Genomic DNA, 17184 nt, shown 5'->3' on the forward strand with positions numbered 1-17184 from the left:
GCCGCCGCCCCTCCGTCAGCGGGGCGCCGAGGACGACGCGCCGGGTCGCGACGCGGTCTCCCGGTCGAGTTCCAGCACCCGCGCCGCCCAGCGGCGGTTGCGGTACGGAAGCAGGGCCTTGACCATGCCCTCCCCCGCGCGGGCCAGCCGCTGGGACTGCGTGCCGGCCCGGAGCCGGACGAACCCCTCCCACGCCTCGCAGGCCGCGTCGAACGCCCCCTGCGCCATCAGCAGTTCTCCCAGCTCGGCCAGCACCAGGGCCCGGGTGCGGCGCTCCGCCTCCGGCCTGAGCTTCGAGGACAACCGCAGGTCGGCGACCGCGCCCCTGGTGTCACCCAGCTGGAGACGGATCCGCGCCCGCTGGTGGACGAAACCCGCCGGATGGTAGTAGCCGACGGAGGTGGGCGCGGCCGGAGTCGACCGCATGCGCGACTCGGCGTCCCGGAGCGCGCCCAGCGCCTCCGGCCGACGCCCGGCGGCGGCCCGCACCTGGGCCAGCTGTCCCAGCAGGAGGGCCGACGTCGCCGGGTCGCACCCCCCGGACTGGCCGACCGCCCGTTCCGCGAGGCGGACCGCGTGGTCCAGGTGGCCGAGCTCCAGGGCCTGCGCACTCATCGCCCTCAGCGTCACCACCAGCGTCCTGGAGTCCCCGGAGGCCTGCGCGAGCCTCGCGGCCTGGCGGTACCACTGCTGCGCCGCGCCGTGCCTCCGCTGGTCGAGCTGGAGGTACCCGGCGATGTACGCGAACTTGGCGGCCTCGGCCGTCAGGGCGGCGTGGAGCGCCGCGCTGGCCGGCGCCGACAACCAGACGCACACGGCCGAGCGGTAGAAGGAGGTCAGGGCCCTCAGCGAGGAGGAGGACTCGCCCCGGTGGTCCGCGCGGGAGAACTGCTCGGTCATCAGGGCGATGCACGTGACGTGCTCCGGGCCGACCCGGGCCGGTCGCCGCGCGGGGGACCAGGCGGCCCGGTGGAAGTCCTCCCCCAGGACGTCGTCGAGGTCGGCCAGGCTGTAGACGCTGCCCTGCGCCGGTGGACGTGGGAACTCGACGATCCGCGGCTGCTGCGCGGAGGGTTCCGCCCCGCCCGCCTCCGGCGGCCGCTGGCGCGGGAAACCCGCGTCGGCGGGCGTCAGGGGCCGACCCAGACGCCGCGAGAGCGCCTCGGCCACGAGCGCGGGCACCGGGTCCCGGGGCGTCGTTCCGTTCGCCCACTGACTCACCGACGCCCGCCGGTAGTTCAGGTCGAGGCCGATCTCGGCCCCCAGGTCGTTCACGGCACGGGCGAGTTCGGCGCCACTGCAGGAGGCCTGAGCGAGCAGCATCCGCAGCCTGCTGTTGACCGTCGGACCGTGTGTCATGGCGTGCCGTCCAGCCTCCCCCGCCCGATGCCCCTCCGTCCGCGGCGGAGAGTCCCCTGGACTCCATTGTCACCGCCGGACGGGGCTTGAGGAGTCGTGACGACCGCGCTCCGGGCGCGAGTGGGAGTGCGCACCCCTCGCGCGCGCCCCCCAGCGGCACGCACAGCGACCCCGCGAAGGCCCGTTCCAGCGGACGCACCGACAAGAATTCTCGGGCGTCAATCGGTGCCGCCCAGAACGACAGGACCGCATGGAAAAGCCAATTGCACTATGAGAAAAGGGAGTTGACTTGCCCATCCTCCCTCTCGCGGCGCTTCCCCGTGCAGCGCCGGCCACCCCCGCACACTTGAGCGCACGCCACCGGGCGGACCACTGTTGACCCACACCGGGATCGCTCGCCGCAGCGAGTGCCGATCGGCTCCCGACCGGACGAATCCGCGGAGGGGAGCCGAGGCGCCCGGCCCGCGGACACCGGCACCGAGCCGGGCCGCCACTACCACCCCGTCGAGCCCCGACGTCCACGTACGACCACCACCCGACGCACTCCCGCGCGGGGAGGAGCACACGTTGTCCCGCTGTTTCCACGAGCCCGGGGAGCACCTCGCCGTCCTGGTGGTGGTCCGCGACCTGTTCACGGCCGTCACCGAACTCGTCGAGGACGTCCCCGCTTCCTCCTGGGACGATCCGACTCCTTGCAGCCGGTGGTCCGTCCGCGACCTGGTGGGGCACATCGCCTCCGAACTGCTGTGGGTGCCCGCGGCGGTGGCCGGAGAGGAAGTGGCGCGGTCGCGCCGGAGGTTCGCCGGGGACGTCCTGGGGACGAACCCCCGCGGGGTCGTGGCGCACGCCGCGACCGCGGCGGTCAAGTCGCTGGGCCGGCCCGGTGCCCTCGACCGGCAACTGCGCCTCCCCTACGGCCTGCGCGACGGACTCGGCTACGCGCGCGAGCTCGCCGCCGACCTCACCGTCCACTGGTGGGACCTCGCCCAGGCGCACCCCCCGCGCACCGACCTCCCCGAACGGGTCGTCACCTCCGCGCTCACCCAGTTCCGGGGGTACCGGGACATCGCGTCGACCGGCCTCTTCTCCGCTCCGCTGCCCTATCCGGCGACCGACGCCGGAACGATCCGCGAGCTGGCGGCCAGAACCGGACGCCGGACCGGCGCGGTCTGAATCGACCCGCACCCCGGGAGCCTCCCGTGGACGACGCGCCCGCCGGCCGAGGAAGCGGGCGAGCCCGGTACCGGGATCGGCTTCGACGGCCGGTTCCCCGCCGACCGGCGCCCTCCCGCCTTCGTGTGAACGGAACCCGTGATGGAAAGCCCTTCCCTGTCCCGACCAGGAGATCCCGTGCCGTCCCGGCGCCCGGGCGTCGAGCCCGCCGCTCCCCCCTCCCCCGACGAGGTCCTGCGCCGAACCGGCGCCGCGCCCGCGGTTCCACGTGCCCTGGCCGGCTACCCCCATCCTGACGCCGTCGGCGAGGGGGCCCACCTGGTGTGCGACTGGATGTTCCGGTTCTTCCCGTTCGACGACTGGTTCGACGGCCCGCTCGGCGAGGAGCCGGACACCGTGCGGGCCGTCCACGACGTCACCACGCACCTGTTCACCTACTACTCGGAGGCCGTCATGCGTCGCGACCGGGAAGCGGGCGGACTGCGGCACGTGGTCGAGGCGCGCCGCAACGCGACCGGCTACCTGGCCACCATGCGGGCCTGGATCAGCGGCAACAACGCCTGGAGCCAGGAGACTCCGCGCTACGCCGCTCCGGTCGGCGCGGCCGACACCGCCGGGTGATCGAGCGGGACGGGCACACCGTCCTGAAGCCCCTGGTACGAACGGAGTCGTTCCCTCCGGGAGGGCGCGACGCGGTGTCGGTGGCGCCGTCGGTGCAGGGGCTCTGGTGGGGCGCGACGGTGACGGTGAGGGCGGGGGTCAGGGGGCGGTGCCGGTGGCGTGGGCGCCTCCGTCGACGTGGAGGATCTGGCCGGTGGTGGCGGGCAGCAGGTCGGAGAGCAGGGCGACGCAGGCCAGGCCGACCGGGTGGGGGTCCTGGGGGTTCCAGGAGAGCGGGGCGCGGGCGGTGAAGTCGGCGGCGATGGCGGCGAAGTGGGGTTCGCCGGCGGCGGCGACGGTGCGCAGCGGGCCGGCGGCGACGAGGTTGACCCGGATGCGGCGGGGGCCGAGTTCGGCGGCGAGGTAGCGGGCGGCGGCTTCGAGGCCGGCTTTGGCGACGCCCATCCAGTCGTAGCCGGGCCAGGTGCGGGTGGCGTCGAAGTCGAGGGCGACGATCGAGCCGGGGCCGGTCATCAGCGGCAGGACGGCGTGGGTGACGGCGGGCAGGGTGTGGGTGGAGGCGTGCAGGACGGGACCGGCGTGGGCCCAGGGCGCGGCGGCGAAGCCGGGGTAGTCGGGGCCGCGGGGGGCCCAGCCGATGGCGTGGACGAGTCCGTCGATCCGGTCGGTGTGGCAGGACAACTCCTGTGCGAGGGAGGCTAGTTGGGTGGGGTCGGTGGCGTCGAGCGGGACGGTCGGCGGGACCGGGTCGAGCCGTTCGGCGGCCCGCCGGACGGAGGAGTGGCGGGCGTGCGAGGTGAGGACGACGCGGGCGCCGGCCTGCTGGGCGGCGCGGGCGGCGGCCCAGCCCAGGGAGGACTCGTTGAGGACGCCGGTGACCAGGACGGTGCGGTCGGCCAGCAGCGGCGGGGCGGTCATCCGGCGGTCCGGTCGCGGACCAGTGCGAGGGCCCCGTCCCAGGTGTCCATGGCGAGGGAGTCGTCGAGGGGGATCTCGATGCCGAACTCGTTCTCGATGGAGGAGACGAGCAGGATGTGCCCGAGGGAGTCCCAGGTGGGGGTGGTCTGGTAGGCGCTGTCCTCGGGGTGCTGGTCGGGGCGCAGGTCGAGGGCGGCGGTGAAGACCCGGCGCAGGCGTTCTTCGAGCACGGGGGTCCTTTCGGGGTCAGCCGCCGGCTACGGCGGTGAGCAGTTCGACGGTGGTGTCGGCGGCGAGCGGGACGTCGGCGGGGTCGGTGCGGGTCAGTTCGCCGTCGACGCTGAAGCGGACGGTGCGGCGCAGGCGTCCTTCGGCGTCGGTGAGGACGGGGCGCAGTCCGGGGTGGTCGGTCATGAGGCGTTCGAGGGCGTCGGCGAGGTCGGGGGCGTCGTAGCCGTGCCGGCGCTGGTAGGCGGCGTGGCGCAGCAGGAAGCCGGAGAGCTGGAAGTTCACGGGTGCTCCTGGCGGGGGTGGAGGACCTCGGTGGCGCGGCCGGCGGTGCGGCCGTGGGTGTCGAGGAGTTCGTGGTGGGCGTGCAGGCGGCCGTCGAGGGTGCGGGCGGTGGTGCGGACCCGGCCGCGGTCGAGGACGTTGAAGGGGCGGGCGAGGCCGTACTCGACCGAGGCGATCGGGTGGGCGAGGGCGGGCAGCAGGGCGGGGACGCGCTCCAGGTGGGTGGCGGCCAGCGACTCGCGGGCGGCGCCGAGCAGGTCGGGGACGGATGCGAAGTACCACTGGTCGCCGATCTCGCACATGCCGCGGTGGACGGTGAACTCGTGCAGGTGGCCCTCGTGGACGAGGGTGCCGTCGGCCGGCGGCGGGGTGCGGGCCGGGTAGGCGGGCGGGGGCTGGCCGGCCAGGGTGGGGTCGAGCAGGAGCGGGGCGAGCGCCGGGTCGAGGTCGCCGGGCAGGGCGGCCAGGCTGGCGTCGGACTCGATGCGCACGCCGATCTGCTGGAGCGTCACGTGCGCCAGGTCGGTGCCGTGGGCGGTGATCCGGGCCTCGGTCCGCTGGCTGGTGGGGAAGCGGCGGGGCTGCCAGGTGGTGACGGTGGTGGTGACGGTCAGGGTGTCGCCGTCCAGGAAGTCGTACGGCCGCAGGTAGTCGACGCGGACGCCGACGGGGATGAAGCCGGTGCGGTGGCGGGTGATGAGGGTGGCGTGGCTGAGGCCGTGCTCGATCAGCCAGTGGGCCCAGCCGGTGAAGGCGAGGTGCACGGCGGTGCGGGGCTTGAGCTGGAGGGCGGTGAACATGCCGCTGGTGTAGGGGATCCGGTAGGTGGTGGCCTCGGGCACGGTGGCCTCCGGGTGGGGTCAGGGCCGGCGGTCGGTGCCGGCGGTGCGGGTGGTGAGGTCGCGGTCGGGGTCGAAGGCGGTGGTGCGGGCGAGGCCGGCGGCGCGGCCCTTGGCGGCGGTGCGGGCGGCGGCCTTGCGGACGGCCTCGTCGATCATCAGGGCGCCGAGCACGGCGGTGCCGCGGCCGAGTGCCGTGGTGCTGTGGGCGTGGGCGTCGAGGACGAGTTCGGCGTGGTCGTACTGGTGCTGGGTGGGGGTGAAGGCGGTGTTGGCGGGTTCGACCTGGTCGGGGTGGAGGACGACTTTGCCGTCCATGCCGAGGGCGGCGGCGCTGTCGGCGGCGCGGCGGAAGCCGTCGTGGTCGCGGACGGCGAAGTGGGCGCCGTCGATGGCGTGCAGTCCGGCGGCGCGGGCGGCCAGGAGCAGGACGGTGCGCGGCAGGTGGTAGGGGTCGGGCCCCGGGTGGTCGGGGTGGTGGTCGAGGTCGGGGCCGGGCATGCCGGTGGCGGCGGCGTAGTCGGCGGTGCCGAGGACCAGGGCCTGCAGGCGGGGGCTGGCGGTGGCGACGGCGGCGGCGTTGAGGATGCCGGCGGGGGTTTCGAGGTGCGCTTCGATGCCGATGCGGCCCGGCTCCAGGCCGTGGGCGTGTTCGAGTTGGGTGAGGGTCAGGTCGAGCCAGGCGATGTGGCCGGGGTGCTCGGTCTTGGGCAGCATGACGGCGTCCAGTCGGTGGCCGGCGTGCTCGACGAGGTGGAGCAGGTCGGGCAGGGCGAACGGGCCGGTGGGGTCGTTGATGCGGACGGCGGCGACCTTGGTGCTCCAGTCGTCGGCGGCGAGGGTGCGGGCGACCAGGGCGCGGGCGCGGGCCTTGAGGTCGGGGGCGACGGAGTCCTCCAGGTCGAGGAAGACGTGGTCGCAGGGTGCGGTGCGGGCCTTGGCGAGGAAGCGCTCGCTGCTGCCGGGGACGGCGAGGCAGGAGCGGCGCGGGCGCTGCGGGGTGGTCACGGCGGCTCCGGTGCGGTGGGTGCGGTGGCCGGGCGGGCGGTGACCGTGACCGTGCGGGTGTACTCGCGGATCAGGTCGTGGCCGTCCCAGACGGCGGAGAAGGCGAGGGCGTCGCCCAGCGGGACGATGCGGTCGACGCCGAGCGGGGCCAGCCGGTCGGCGAGGTCGGCGAGCTGGCCGGGGGTGAGGCCGTGGTGGGTGAGGGTCTGGTCGACGGGGGTGATCAGGTCGTCGAGCCGGTCGAGCGTCTCAAGGCGCAGGTGGGGGAAGGTGCCGGCGCCGAGCCAGGAGCGCGGGAGCGGGTGGCCGGGGTCGAGGTCGGCGAAGGCCAGCAGTGGCGGGTGGTGGCGCAGTGCGGTGGCGCGCGGGCGGGCCGGGTGGTCGGCGGCGGCCAGCGCGTAGGTGGCGGTGCGCTGGTGCAGGGTCAGGGCGGGGTCGGGGGCGGGGTGGCGGTGGGTCAGGCGGAGCAGGCGGCGTTCGAGGTCGGCGGTGGCGCGGGCGTACTGGGCGGGGGTGGCGAGCCAGAGCACGGCGCGCGGGGAGGCGCAGGCGGCCTGGTCGAACCAGAGCGCGTCGCGCAGCAGGGCCCGGGCGGTGCCGTCCCGGTCGGCGGGGGCGGCGTCCAGGTAGGGGGCGGCGGCGATCAGGGCGTGGGAGGAGCGGTCGGGGAAGGTCAGGTCGCGGGCCCGGGGCGGCAGCGGGTGGGCGCGCAGGGCGGTGACGGTGTCGTCGCCGCCCCACAGGACGCGCAGGTCGCAGGCGGCGGAGAAGGCGGCGGTGACGTCGTCGCGGTGGCCCCAGGCGAGCAGGTGCTGGGTGGCGGCGACGGCGGGGTGGGCGGTGGCCAGGCAGCGGCGGACGTGGTCCAGCAGGGCGGTGGCGGCGGGCCCGGCCCGGGTGGGCAGGCGGACCAGGTTGCGGTTGCCGCAGGCCGCGGCGAGCGCCCAGCCGTAGACGAACAGCGTGTCGACGTTGGCCGGGGGGACGTGCAGGACGGTGCCGCGCGGGGCGAGCCGGCCGGGTGCGGCGGCGGCGCGGTCGGCGAGTTCGCGCTCCAGCCGGGGGCGGCGCAGGAAGGCGCCGAGCGGGGCGAGTTCGGGGTGGGCGCGGGCCGCGTGCGGTTGCAGCAGGGTGAGGGCGAGACGGTCCAGGGCGTCCAGGACCCTGGGGTCGGCGTAGCGCAGCGGCCCGCCGGGCGGGAGCTCCGCCAGCCGGGCGGCCGTCTGGCGGGCGTGGTCGGCGTCGCGGATCTCGGGAGGGGTCACGACGGGTCTCCTGCGGTCTGCGCCGGTGCGGGCGAGGGGATGGCGGACGGGAGGGTGTCGCTGCAGCCGCGGGGCCGGGCGCGCGGGACGCGGCCCAGCACGGAGAACCGGGGTCCGGGCCAGGTGCCGTCGTCGGTGCCGTGCACCACGCCGAGGTCCTCGGTGAGCAGCAGGTGGCCGGGGTGGGCGCGCGGCAGGGTGGAGACGACCTGGATCAACCCCGGCTCGCCGGGCGGGAGTTCGGCGAAGGTGGCGGGGTCGCGGACGATGACGTCGGCGTGCTCGGGGCAGTAGAGGCCGTCGCCGTCCGGTCCCTCCAGGAAGACGGTGCCGGGTTGTTCGGCCATCCCGTAGTAGTCGTGCACCCGGCGGGCGCCGGTGTCGCGGGCCAGGGCGGCGCGGAAGGCGCTGCGGTCGACGGCCTGCTCGGCCAGGCGTTTCCAGCCGCCGGCGTGCAGCACGGTGGCGTTCCGCAGGTCGAAGCCGTGCTCGGCGGCGCAGGCGTGGGCGCCGGTCCAGACCAGGAAGGTGGCGCCGACGAGCAGGAACGGGGCGTGGCCGTGGCGGTGCAGGAAGGCGGCGAACACCTTCGGGTCGGGCCGCAGTTCCTCGTCGAGCAGGAAGGTGTGGTCGCGGCCCAGGTGCATGAGGGTGCGCGTCAGCCCGGTGCGCATCGGGGTGGTGGCGGTGCGGCGCAGCACGGCCGGGGAGTCGGCGATCAGCATCGGCAGCGGGCGCGGCCCCGCCGCCAGCCGCAGGGTGGCGAGGGCGGCGGCCAGGTCGGTGGCGGCCTGGGTCCGGTCGAGGGCGATGGCGGTGCCGCGGCCGGTGGTGGTGCCCGACGTGGTCAGCACCCGGGCGGCGGCACCGTCGGGGAGGCTGCTCATCGGCTGCTCGCCGAGCAGTCGCACGGGCAGCCACGGCAGGTCGGCGGCCCCGGCGCGGGCGACCCGGTCGGGGGTGTGGCCGAGGGCGTCCAGCAGGCGGGCGTAGGGCGGGCAGTGGGTGCGGTGGTGCTCGACGAGGGCGGCGAGCCGCGGGCGCAGGCGTTCCCGGCGGGCCCGGTGGTGGGCGGTGGTCATGCGCGGGTCTCCCGGGGTCGGCGGTCGGCCCGTGCCGGGCGGGCCGTGCCGCGGGGGTACGGGTGGCGGGGGTAGGGGCGGCGGCTTCTCACGAGCGGGCTTCCAGGGCCCGGTAGTCGGTCTTGCCGGAGGCGAGCAGCGGCAGCTCGGGCAGGCCGTGCACGCGCAGGCAGCGGCGGGGGACGCCGATCCGGTCGGCGAGCGCGGCGGCCAGCGCGGCGACGTCGCGGTGCGGGTGGCCGCCGTCGGCGTACCAGACGGTGATCAGGTCCTCGGCGGCGACGGCGGCCGCGGGCGCGGCCAGGCCGGGGGTGAGGTCGGCGAAGTGGCGTTCCACGCCGTCCAGGTCGTGGCGCACGCCGAGGACCTTGGTGACGCGGGTGGCCCGGCCGGTCAGGTACAGGTAGCCGTCGTGGTCGAGGCGGCCGAGGTCGCCGGTGTGCAGGACGCCGTCGAGGGTGTGGCCGAGGAGGAGGTCGGCGGCGCTGTCGGCGTAGCCCATCATCACGTGCGGACCGTGGACGACCACCTCGCCCTCGACGGTGGGCGGTGCGGGCGTGCCGTCGGGGCGCAGGACGGTGATCCGGGTGCCGGGCAGGGCGAGTCCGGCGCTGTCCGGGCGGGCCGGCAGCTGGTCGGCGGGCAGGACGGCGATCCGGGCGGTGGCCTCGGTCTGGCCGTACATCAGGTGCACCCGGCCGCCCCGGTCGGCGACGCGGCCGTGCAGGTGCAGGGCGAGCTCCGGCCGGAGCCGACCGCCGGCCTGGGTCAGCACGCGCAGGGCGGGCCGGTCGGCGGGGTCGAAGCGCAGCCGGTGCAGCATCTCGTAGGTCGAGGGCACGGCGTTGAAGGTGCCGGCGCCCACGGCGTCGAAGGTGTCCCAGAACGCGCGGGTGACCGGGCCGGAGGGCTCCGCGACCACCGTCGCGCCGCGGAACAGGTGGGCGTGGAGCACCGCCAGGCCGTATCCGTAGGCCAGCGGCAGGCCGGTCAGGGTGGTCTGGCCCGGACCGACGGCCAGGGCCCGGGCGATGCCGTCGGTGTTCGCGGCCAGGTTGGCGCGGGAGAGCCGCACCGGCCGGGGCCGGCCGGTGCTGCCGGAGGTGGCCAGCAGCACCGCGGTGTCCGGGTGCACCTCGGCGGGCGGTCCGCCGACCCGCGTCCACGACCCGTCCTCGGGGCCCGGCGCGTATCCGGGCGGGGTGTCCGGGCGGGTGGGGCCGTTGCCCGGGCCGCGCACCGCCGCCGGGGCCAGCCGGGTGCACAGCTCCGCCAGGTCACCGGCGTCGACGCGGGCGTCCAGCAGCAGCACCGGACGGCCCGTCAGCAGCAGCCCCAGGTACCGCAGGACGTCCCCGGCTCCGGTGCCGCACAGCAGCACGGTCAGGCCGGTGGTGGGGGCGCCGGCGGCGGTGCGGCGGGCCGCGTCGGCCAGCCGCGGCCCGCTCCAGGAGGTGCCGGTGGCCGGGTCGAGGAGGGTGCCGGTGAGGGCGGCGTCGTCCAGGGGCGGGGCGTTCACCGCGCCCCGCCGTCCACGGCGATGACCTGGCCGGTGACGTAGGAGGCCAGGGGCGAGGCCAGGAACGCGACGACCTCGGCGACCTCCTCCGCCCGTCCCGGACGCCGCAGCGCCGCCCGGGACGCGAACTCCTCGCGCGCGGCGGGCGGCAGCGCGGCCGACAGGTCGGTGTCGATCAGGCCCGGGGCGACGGCGTTGACCCGGATCCCGCGCGGCCCCAGCTCGGCGGCGGCCGTGCGGGCCAGCGACGCCACCGCGGCCTTCGCCGCCCCGTACGCCGCCTGGCCGGGCGCGCCGTGCTCCCCCGCCCACGAGCCGAGCAGCACCATCGCGCCCGACCGGCGCGGCAGCATCAGCCGGGCCGCCGCCTGCACGCACTCCAGCGTGCCGGCGACGTTGACCCGCCACAGCTCGGCGGCCCGGAGCGGGTCGATCGCGCCCACCGGGGCCAGCGCCATCGCCCCCGCGTTGGCGACCAGCGCGTCCAGTCGGCCGAAGGCCCCCTGAACCGCCCTGGTCAGACCGGACGCACCGCCGGTGTCCTCGGCGTTCCACACCAGGGGCAGCGCCGGAGTGCCGAACTCCTCCCGCAGCCCGGCGGCCAGTTTCTCCACCTCCGGACCGGAGCGGCCGGTGACCGCCAACGCGTGCCCGTCCCGGGCCAGCCTCCGGGCCACCGCGCACCCGATCCCCCTCGTAGCACCGGTGACCAAGGCGACGGAGACGACTTCAGGCATGTGGAACACCCCACGGAAGCGAACGAAGGAACACACGACCCATGCACCCAGGCGCCGGAGCGGACACGGCGGATCGGCACGACCTGGCCCCGCGATCGGGCGGGGACCTCTTCGTCATCGTCCATCCCACCTGACGTAACGTCAACTGCGGGTAAAATAACGGAACTTGATCGTCAGCTTGGGGTCGCCCGGCTCCCGGCCGCCCGGCGGCGCCGGTCCGGGGCTCGTCCCGGACCGGCCCGCGCCCCGCCGTGGCCGGTCCACGGCGGCCGTCGTCCGCAGGTCAGGCCCCGGCAGCGGCCCGCCGGGGGCGGCGCCGGGACACCACCGCCCCCGGCGGGTCCGTCCGCTGCGCTCGCCGCCCGCCCGGCCCGCGCGCGATGAGCGCACGGCGACAGAAGAGGGGGCGCGCAACCTGGTTCGCGCGCCCCCTGGGCCGGTCTCGCGCAGCCGCTCCAGCGTGCCGTCGTCGAGCCGGACGGCCCGGCGGCCGCGGGCGCGCAGCGGGCGGGCAGGCGGGCGGCGAGGGTGACGGCGCGCCCGGCGGCGGCGCGTTCGCGCCGTTCGGCGCGGGTGAGGGTGTCGTCCCCGGCCGGGCGGTAGTGGATGCGGACGCCGTCGCGGCGGGTGGCGACGAGTCCGGCCCGCTTGAGGGTCCGCAGGTGGGCGGAGGCGGTGGTGAGGTCGAGTCCGGCGGTCCGGGCGAGGGCTTCGACGGTGCGCTCGCCGTTGGAGAGGTCCTTGCCGGTGGCGGCGAACGCCTCGTACAGCTCGGTCTTCGCGGCCCGGTCCACCACGGCGGCCACCCCTTGCTCCTGGCTTCTACGGAACGAGGGCGCTCTCCTCCCCCGCCGGCTCGGGCAGTTCGAGCGTGGCGGCGTCCTCCCCGAGCGCGAGCATCCGGTTCAGCAGCGCGGGCCGGCCGAGCAGGGCGTTGCGCACCCACAGCCCGCAGGCGGTGCGCGGGGCGAGGAAGGGGCCGGTGCGGTCGCCGCCGCGCTGGCAGCGTTCGGCGTACGGGCGGACGGTCCGCTCGTAGCGGGCCAGCGCCGTCCGGTGGTCCTCTCCGGCGCGGGCGAGTTCGGTCGCCAGGACGTACGCGGCGACCAGCGCGGTGCCGGTGCCCATGCCGCCGATGGTGGCGCCGCAGGCGGCGTCGCCGAGCAGCGCGATCCGCCCGTCGGACCAGGCGGGGACGTCGGCGCGGCTGATCGAGTCGACGTACAGGTCGCGCGGGTCGGCCTCGTCCAGGGTGGCGAGCACCTGCGGGACGGGGTGCGGCAGGTCGGCGAACCGCTCCCGGAGCAGGGCCCCGAGCCGGGCGGGGTCGTGCCGGTCGAGGGCGAGTTCGGGCGCGGCGAACAGCAGGAAGGCCGCGGCCCGCCCGGGGTCGCCCGGGTCGGCGCCGGCGGCGGCGAGCCGGCCGGGGGTGTTGACGCCGGTGCTGCCGGCGGGCAGGCCGAGGCGGTTGGCGAAGGGCCAGGTCGCGGCGTAGTAGCCGAGGTGGCGCACGTAGTCCCGTTCCGGCCCGAAGGCGAGCGCGCGGACCCGGGAGTGCAGGCCGTCCGCGCCGACCACCAGGTCGAACCGCCGCCCGGGGGCGTGCCGGAAGGTGACGTCCACCCCGTCGGCGTCCTGTCGCAGCGCGGTGACGGTGTCGCCGAACAGGTACGCGGCGCCGCCCTCGCTGCGCCGGTGCAGCAGCCGGACGAGTTCGCCGCGCCGGACCTCCACCTCGCCGCCGGCGAACTCGGCGGGCAGCCGCAGCCGGACCCGGCCCCGGACGTCGGTGAAGGTCATCGGCGTGCCGCCGGTCTGCCGCGGGCGCAGCTCGTCCAGCAGTCCCATCCGCCGCAGCACGTCCAGGTGGGTCGGCCCGCGGAAGTCGACGGCCTGCCCGCCGGCCCGCAGCCCGGGGGCGAGTTCGACCACGGTGGGCCGGTGCCCGTACCGGGCCAGCCAGTACGCGAGCGCGGGGCCGCCGACGCCGGCGCCGGAGATCAGGATCCGCACGGGGTTCCCCTTCCCTCATCTGCGTCCCATGGACGCAGTTCCATGCTGTGTACGGTAGACACAGTTCCGGGTCGCGCACAAGGCCGGCCGGCGACACCAGGAGGGGCCGTGACCGAACCGCACCCGGCGCTGCGACTGCTCTGGGAACCCCCCGCCCGCCCCACCCGGGGCCCGAAACCGGGCCTCACCCTGGAGTCGATCGCCCGTGCCGGCATCGAGATCGCCGACGCCGAGGGCCTCGCCGCGGTCTCCATGCAGCGGGTCGCCGGCCTGCTCGGCCACACCAAGATGGCCCTGTACCGCTACGTCCCCGGCAAGGCCGAACTCCTCGCGCTGATGATCGAACACAGCGCCGGCGACCCCCCGCCCCCCGGCGACGGCCCCTGGCGCGAACGGCTCACCGACTGGACGCACCGGATGTACGCCGTCCTCACCGCCCACCCCTGGTTGCTGGACGCCCTCGCCGCCCCCCGCCCCACCGGCCCCCGCGAACTCGCCTGGCTGGAGAGCGTGGTGGCCACCCTCGACGGCCACGGCCTCTCCGGCGCCGAACGCATGGACGCCGCCGTCCTCCTCGTCGGCCACGCCCGCACCCTCGCCGCCCAGCACCGCCAGTCCGCCACCGGCTCCCCCGAAGCCGAGCTCCTGCACGCCCTCGTCCCCCTCGTCCACACCCACGCCGCCCGCTACCCCGCCCTCGCCGCCGCCCTCGCCGAACCCCCCGCCCCCACCGACCGCGACAACGCCTTCACCTTCGGCCTCGCCCGCATCCTCGACGGCCTCGCCACCCTGATCGCCCACCGCACCGCCACCCCCACCCGGTGAACCCCGCCGTCACGGACCTCGCCGCCCGGGAGGACCACCGCGCCTGGTACCGCTTCGACCTGACCGTCCCGGAGTTCGTCCTCGAAGTGGTCCGCCCGGGCGGCCGCGCCGTCCCGTTCGCGGTCGGCGACCTCGTCCCGCCGTCCTTCCACCCGGCCCGGCCCTGAGCCCCCGCCGGGCGGTGACGGGGGAAATCGGGTGGCCACGGCGGCGGGTCGGGTGGCAGGGTGCGGCGCATGACGCCCCCCTACCAGGTCCGTGCCGACTACGACGCCCGCACGATCGTGGTCTACCAGGCGTACTCGTCCGCAATCGCCGACGCGGCACTGCGGGCGGGCCGCTTCGTCGCGCCGTTCTCGTTCCACCGGATGACGTGGATCAAGCCGTCGTTCGGGTGGCTGATGCACCGCAGCAACTGGGCCCGCAAGCCCGGCCAGGAGCGGATCCTCGCGGTGCGCATCACCCGGGACGGCTGGGAGGAGGCCCTCTCCCGGGCCGTGCCGACGACCGCCGACCCGGCGGCGTTGGCCCGGGCGGCCGTGCACGTCCAGTGGGACCCGGAGCGCTCGCCGCGCGGAGCCGCCCTGAACCACTACAGCATCCAGGTCGGCGTCGGCCGCCACCTGATCCGCGCGTTCACCGACGACTGGACCGTCGAACTCACCGACCTCACCCCCCGGGTCCGCAAGGCCTCGGCACTGCTCCAGGCCGGACACGCCGCCAAGGCGCAGCGGCTATTCCCCGCCGAGCGCGCCTACCCGATGCCCCGGACGCTGGAAGCCGCGCTCACCCCGGCATGACCCGGGGCGAGCGCCGCACGCGACCGGAGGACGAAGCGCGAGCGGAGCCGCCGCCGCAAGCGCGCCCCCGGCGAGCCGGGCGTCGGTTGACCGCCGCTGGACACCGCCGGCCGGGTCGAGCCCCCGCTCCCCGCCCCCGCACCCCGCCCTCGACACCCTTGCCCGCCGAGGGCGGTGGGACGCCAGGAAGCCGGGGCCGCTCGCCGCACGACGCCCCGGGGCGCTCCGGCCCCGTACGACGAGAACCCCCTGCCGCCGGAGGCTCGCGCCTGGCCGGCCGCAGGGGGGGAAGCTCGCGGGGAGCGGCTCGCGGGGAGGGGGCGTCTCAGCGCCCGCCGGGGGTGCCGACCGCCTCCCGCCGCGGCGCGCTCGGCCCGCCGGCGGGTGCGGCGGCTCGCGCGGGTGCGCGGTGGCGGCCGCGGCGGGAGGGGGTGCGGGTGGCGGTGACGGCGGCGGCGAGGATCAGGGGGGCGAGCAGCAGGGCCATGGTGAGTTGCATTGCGGTGCCTCCGGGTGGTCCGGTTCCTGCTGGTGCGGTTACCCGTACCCGGCGCGGCCATGTGTTCGGTCCGGCCGGATCACCCGCCCGGACCGCCGCACGGCCCGGATCTCGCCCGGTCGGTCGTCCACCGTCCGGGGGTCTTCCCGGGCCGACGATCCGTCAATCTGCTTCCCGGGGGCGCTCGGGCAGCACGATCGGCGCGCCTCCGCGCGGGTGCGCCAGGACTTCGACGGGGTGGCGGTAGATCCGGCTGAGCAGGCCGGCGTCCAGGACGTCTCCGGTGGGGCCGACGGCGACGGTGCGGCCGGCGTCGAGCAGGGCGATCCGGTCGGCGTGCGCGGCGGCGAGGGTGAGGTCGTGCAGGACGACGACGACGCCGCGGCCGGTGTCGGCACGCTGCCGGGCGATCCGCAACACGAGTTCCTGGTGGCGCAGGTCGAGTGCGGCGGTGGGTTCGTCGAGCAGCAGCAGGGCGGTGTCCTGGGCGAGGATCCGGGCGAGGGCGACCCGGGCGCGTTCGCCGCCGGAGAGGGCGGTGAACGGGCGCCGGCCGAGGTGGGCGCAGTCGGTGGCGGCCATCGCGGCCGCGACGGCGTCCTCGTCCTCGGCGGCGGCGGGCGTCCCGGCCCAGGGGGCGCGTCCCATCCGGACCACCTCGGCGGCGGGGAACGGGAAGGACACCTCGTGCTGCTGCGGCAGCAGGGCGCGGCGGCGGGCGAGTTCGACGGGCTTGTGCGCGGCCGTCGGGCGGCCGTCGATCCGGACCTCGCCGCGGGCCGGGCGCCGGTCGCCGGCCAGCACGGACAGCAGGGTGGACTTCCCGGCGCCGTTGGGGCCGAGCAGGGCGAGGATCTCGCCGGCCCGGACGGTCAGGTCGACGTCGGCCAGCAGTTCGCGTCCTCCGGCGGCGTAGCCGATGCCTTCGGCCTCCAGCAGTGCGGTCACGCCCAGCCTCCCTGGCGGCGTCGGGTGCGGCGCAGCAGCCAGAAGAAGAACGGGCTGCCGAGGAGCGCGGTGAGGACGCCGAGCGGGAGTTCGGCGGGTGCGGCGAGGGTGCGGGCGGCGAGGTCGCCGGCGACCAGGACGAGGGCGCCGCCGACGGCGGAGGCGGGCAGCAGGAAGCGGTGGCCGGGGCCGGCCAGCATCCGCAGCAGGTGCGGGACGACCAGGCCGACGAAGCCGATGATGCCGCTGACCGCGACGGCGGCGGCGGTGAGCAGCGCGACCACGGTGACCAGCACGATCCGCATCCGTTCGACGTCGACGCCGAGGTGCCGGGCGGGGCCTTCGCCGAGCGCGAGCAGGTCGAGGCGGCGGGCGTAGCGGGGGGCGGCGGCCAGGCCGAGGGCGGCGAACGGCAGGACGGCGAGCACCTTCGTCCAGCTGGCCTGGGCGAGCGAGCCGAGCTGCCAGAACGTCACCTGGCTGATCGCGGCGGTGTCGGCGGTGAACAGCAGCAGACCGATCAGGGCGCCGCAGAACGCGTTGACGGCGACGCCGGTGAGCAGCAGGGTGACGACCTCGGTGCGGCCGCCGCTGCGCGACATGGCGTAGACGACGCCGACGGTGAGCAGGCCGGCGGCGAACGCGGCGGCGGTGACGGTCCAGGAGCCGAGGGCGTCCAGGCCGAGCACGATGCAGGCGACGGCGCCGACCGCGCCGCCGGAGGAGACGCCGATCACGGCGGGTTCGGCCAGCGGGTTGCCGAACACGCCCTGCGCCAGGGCCCCGGCGCAGCCGAGCGCGGCGCCGACCAGCAGGGCGAGCGCGACCCGGGGCAGCCGGACGTTCCACAGCACCGATTCGGGGACCCGGTCCAGCGGGTGGCCGCCGAGGTGGGCGCGGTGGGCGAGCGAGGCGAGGATGTCGCCCAGCGGGATGGCGTACGCGCCGGTGCCGGCGGCGAGCAGGGCGGCGGCGAGCAGGGCGGCGCCCAGGCCGGCCAGCAGCAGCGGTCGCCTGTCGCGGGCGGGCTTCTCGCCGAGCGGGGTCGGGGCGCTCCGGGGCAGG

20 protein-coding genes are annotated in these 17184 nt (G+C 76.6%); 5 read left to right on the top strand and 15 right to left on the bottom strand.

The annotated features are described in order from the left end of the window. Positions 1 to 15 precede the first annotated feature (15 nt). The gene (locus ACZ3J7_RS36955; protein WP_465627646.1) at positions 16 to 1359 is read right to left on the bottom strand and encodes a tetratricopeptide repeat protein; all 1344 of its coding nucleotides are present in this window, start codon (positions 1357 to 1359) and stop codon (positions 16 to 18) included. A gap of 567 nt (positions 1360 to 1926) precedes the next feature. Here ACZ3J7_RS36955 and ACZ3J7_RS36960 point away from each other — a divergent pair. Continuing rightward, positions 1927 to 2532, top strand: coding sequence for a TIGR03086 family metal-binding protein (locus tag ACZ3J7_RS36960; protein ID WP_465627647.1), 606 nt, complete (start codon positions 1927 to 1929; stop codon positions 2530 to 2532). A gap of 177 nt (positions 2533 to 2709) precedes the next feature. Then, positions 2710 to 3153, top strand: a complete 444-nt coding sequence (locus ACZ3J7_RS36965; RefSeq protein WP_465627648.1) for a hypothetical protein — start codon at positions 2710 to 2712, stop codon at positions 3151 to 3153. A gap of 138 nt (positions 3154 to 3291) precedes the next feature. Here the strand turns inward: ACZ3J7_RS36965 and ACZ3J7_RS36970 are convergent, their stop codons facing one another. From ACZ3J7_RS36970 to ACZ3J7_RS37020, 11 genes are all read right to left on the bottom strand, one after another. After that, positions 3292 to 4071 (bottom strand): SDR family oxidoreductase, encoded by a 780-nt coding sequence (locus ACZ3J7_RS36970; protein WP_465627649.1) that lies wholly within the window; start codon positions 4069 to 4071, stop codon positions 3292 to 3294. Then, positions 4068 to 4301, bottom strand: coding sequence for an acyl carrier protein (locus tag ACZ3J7_RS36975; RefSeq protein WP_465627650.1), 234 nt, complete (start codon positions 4299 to 4301; stop codon positions 4068 to 4070). The genes ACZ3J7_RS36970 and ACZ3J7_RS36975 overlap by 4 nt, the downstream gene beginning before the upstream one ends. 16 nt (positions 4302 to 4317) lie before the next feature. Next, a complete protein-coding gene (locus ACZ3J7_RS36980; protein WP_465627651.1) occupies positions 4318 to 4584 on the bottom strand; it encodes a MoaD/ThiS family protein in 267 nt (88 codons plus the stop codon). Beyond that, the gene (locus ACZ3J7_RS36985) at positions 4581 to 5426 is read right to left on the bottom strand and encodes a hypothetical protein (protein WP_465627652.1); all 846 of its coding nucleotides are present in this window, start codon (positions 5424 to 5426) and stop codon (positions 4581 to 4583) included. The genes ACZ3J7_RS36980 and ACZ3J7_RS36985 overlap by 4 nt, the downstream gene beginning before the upstream one ends. Positions 5427 to 5444: 18 nt before the next feature. Then, the gene (locus tag ACZ3J7_RS36990) at positions 5445 to 6431 is read right to left on the bottom strand and encodes an HpcH/HpaI aldolase/citrate lyase family protein (RefSeq protein WP_465627653.1); all 987 of its coding nucleotides are present in this window, start codon (positions 6429 to 6431) and stop codon (positions 5445 to 5447) included. Next, positions 6428 to 7696, bottom strand: coding sequence for an acyl-CoA reductase (locus ACZ3J7_RS36995; protein WP_465627654.1), 1269 nt, complete (start codon positions 7694 to 7696; stop codon positions 6428 to 6430). The genes ACZ3J7_RS36990 and ACZ3J7_RS36995 overlap by 4 nt, the downstream gene beginning before the upstream one ends. Further along, positions 7693 to 8778: a LuxE/PaaK family acyltransferase gene (locus ACZ3J7_RS37000; protein ID WP_465627655.1), complete on the bottom strand. Its 1086-nt coding sequence runs from the start codon at positions 8776 to 8778 to the stop codon at positions 7693 to 7695. The genes ACZ3J7_RS36995 and ACZ3J7_RS37000 overlap by 4 nt, the downstream gene beginning before the upstream one ends. Positions 8779 to 8866: 88 nt before the next feature. Further along, positions 8867 to 10297 (bottom strand): AMP-binding protein, encoded by a 1431-nt coding sequence (locus tag ACZ3J7_RS37005; protein ID WP_465627656.1) that lies wholly within the window; start codon positions 10295 to 10297, stop codon positions 8867 to 8869. Further along, positions 10294 to 11034 carry an SDR family NAD(P)-dependent oxidoreductase gene (locus tag ACZ3J7_RS37010; RefSeq protein WP_465627657.1) on the bottom strand — a complete coding sequence of 247 codons (741 nt, stop codon included), beginning with the start codon at positions 11032 to 11034 and terminating at the stop codon, positions 10294 to 10296. Before ACZ3J7_RS37010 ends, ACZ3J7_RS37005 begins: the two co-directional genes overlap by 4 nt. 173 nt (positions 11035 to 11207) lie before the next feature. Then, on the bottom strand, positions 11208 to 11840 hold the full coding sequence (locus ACZ3J7_RS37015; protein WP_465627658.1) for a helix-turn-helix domain-containing protein: 633 nt from the start codon (positions 11838 to 11840) through the stop codon (positions 11208 to 11210). A gap of 16 nt (positions 11841 to 11856) precedes the next feature. After that, positions 11857 to 13047 carry an FAD-dependent monooxygenase gene (locus ACZ3J7_RS37020; RefSeq protein WP_465627659.1) on the bottom strand — a complete coding sequence of 397 codons (1191 nt, stop codon included), beginning with the start codon at positions 13045 to 13047 and terminating at the stop codon, positions 11857 to 11859. Between the two features lie 108 nt (positions 13048 to 13155). Here ACZ3J7_RS37020 and ACZ3J7_RS37025 point away from each other — a divergent pair, with 108 nt between their 5' ends. From ACZ3J7_RS37025 to ACZ3J7_RS37035, 3 genes are all read left to right on the top strand, one after another. Next, complete coding sequence (locus ACZ3J7_RS37025; RefSeq protein ID WP_465627660.1) at positions 13156 to 13872, top strand: TetR/AcrR family transcriptional regulator; 717 nt, start codon at positions 13156 to 13158, stop codon at positions 13870 to 13872. Beyond that, a complete protein-coding gene (locus ACZ3J7_RS37030; RefSeq protein ID WP_465627661.1) occupies positions 13869 to 14039 on the top strand; it encodes a hypothetical protein in 171 nt (56 codons plus the stop codon). Before ACZ3J7_RS37025 ends, ACZ3J7_RS37030 begins: the two co-directional genes overlap by 4 nt. Before the next feature lie 69 nt (positions 14040 to 14108). Next, positions 14109 to 14672, top strand: coding sequence for a DUF4291 domain-containing protein (locus ACZ3J7_RS37035; protein WP_465627662.1), 564 nt, complete (start codon positions 14109 to 14111; stop codon positions 14670 to 14672). A 325-nt stretch (positions 14673 to 14997) separates the two neighbouring features. Here the strand turns inward: ACZ3J7_RS37035 and ACZ3J7_RS37040 are convergent, their stop codons facing one another. The 3 genes from ACZ3J7_RS37040 to ACZ3J7_RS37050 all read right to left on the bottom strand — a co-directional run bounded on the left by ACZ3J7_RS37040 (position 14998) and on the right by ACZ3J7_RS37050 (position 17183). Beyond that, positions 14998 to 15171, bottom strand: a complete 174-nt coding sequence (locus ACZ3J7_RS37040) for a hypothetical protein (RefSeq protein WP_465627663.1) — start codon at positions 15169 to 15171, stop codon at positions 14998 to 15000. Positions 15172 to 15333: 162 nt separating this feature from the next. Then, positions 15334 to 16119 carry a heme ABC transporter ATP-binding protein gene (locus tag ACZ3J7_RS37045; protein WP_465627664.1) on the bottom strand — a complete coding sequence of 262 codons (786 nt, stop codon included), beginning with the start codon at positions 16117 to 16119 and terminating at the stop codon, positions 15334 to 15336. After that, a complete protein-coding gene (locus ACZ3J7_RS37050) occupies positions 16116 to 17183 on the bottom strand; it encodes a FecCD family ABC transporter permease (RefSeq protein ID WP_465627676.1) in 1068 nt (355 codons plus the stop codon). Before ACZ3J7_RS37050 ends, ACZ3J7_RS37045 begins: the two co-directional genes overlap by 4 nt. Position 17184: the final 1 nt, after the last annotated feature.

Source organism: Kitasatospora sp. NPDC015121 (genome assembly GCF_055562955.1).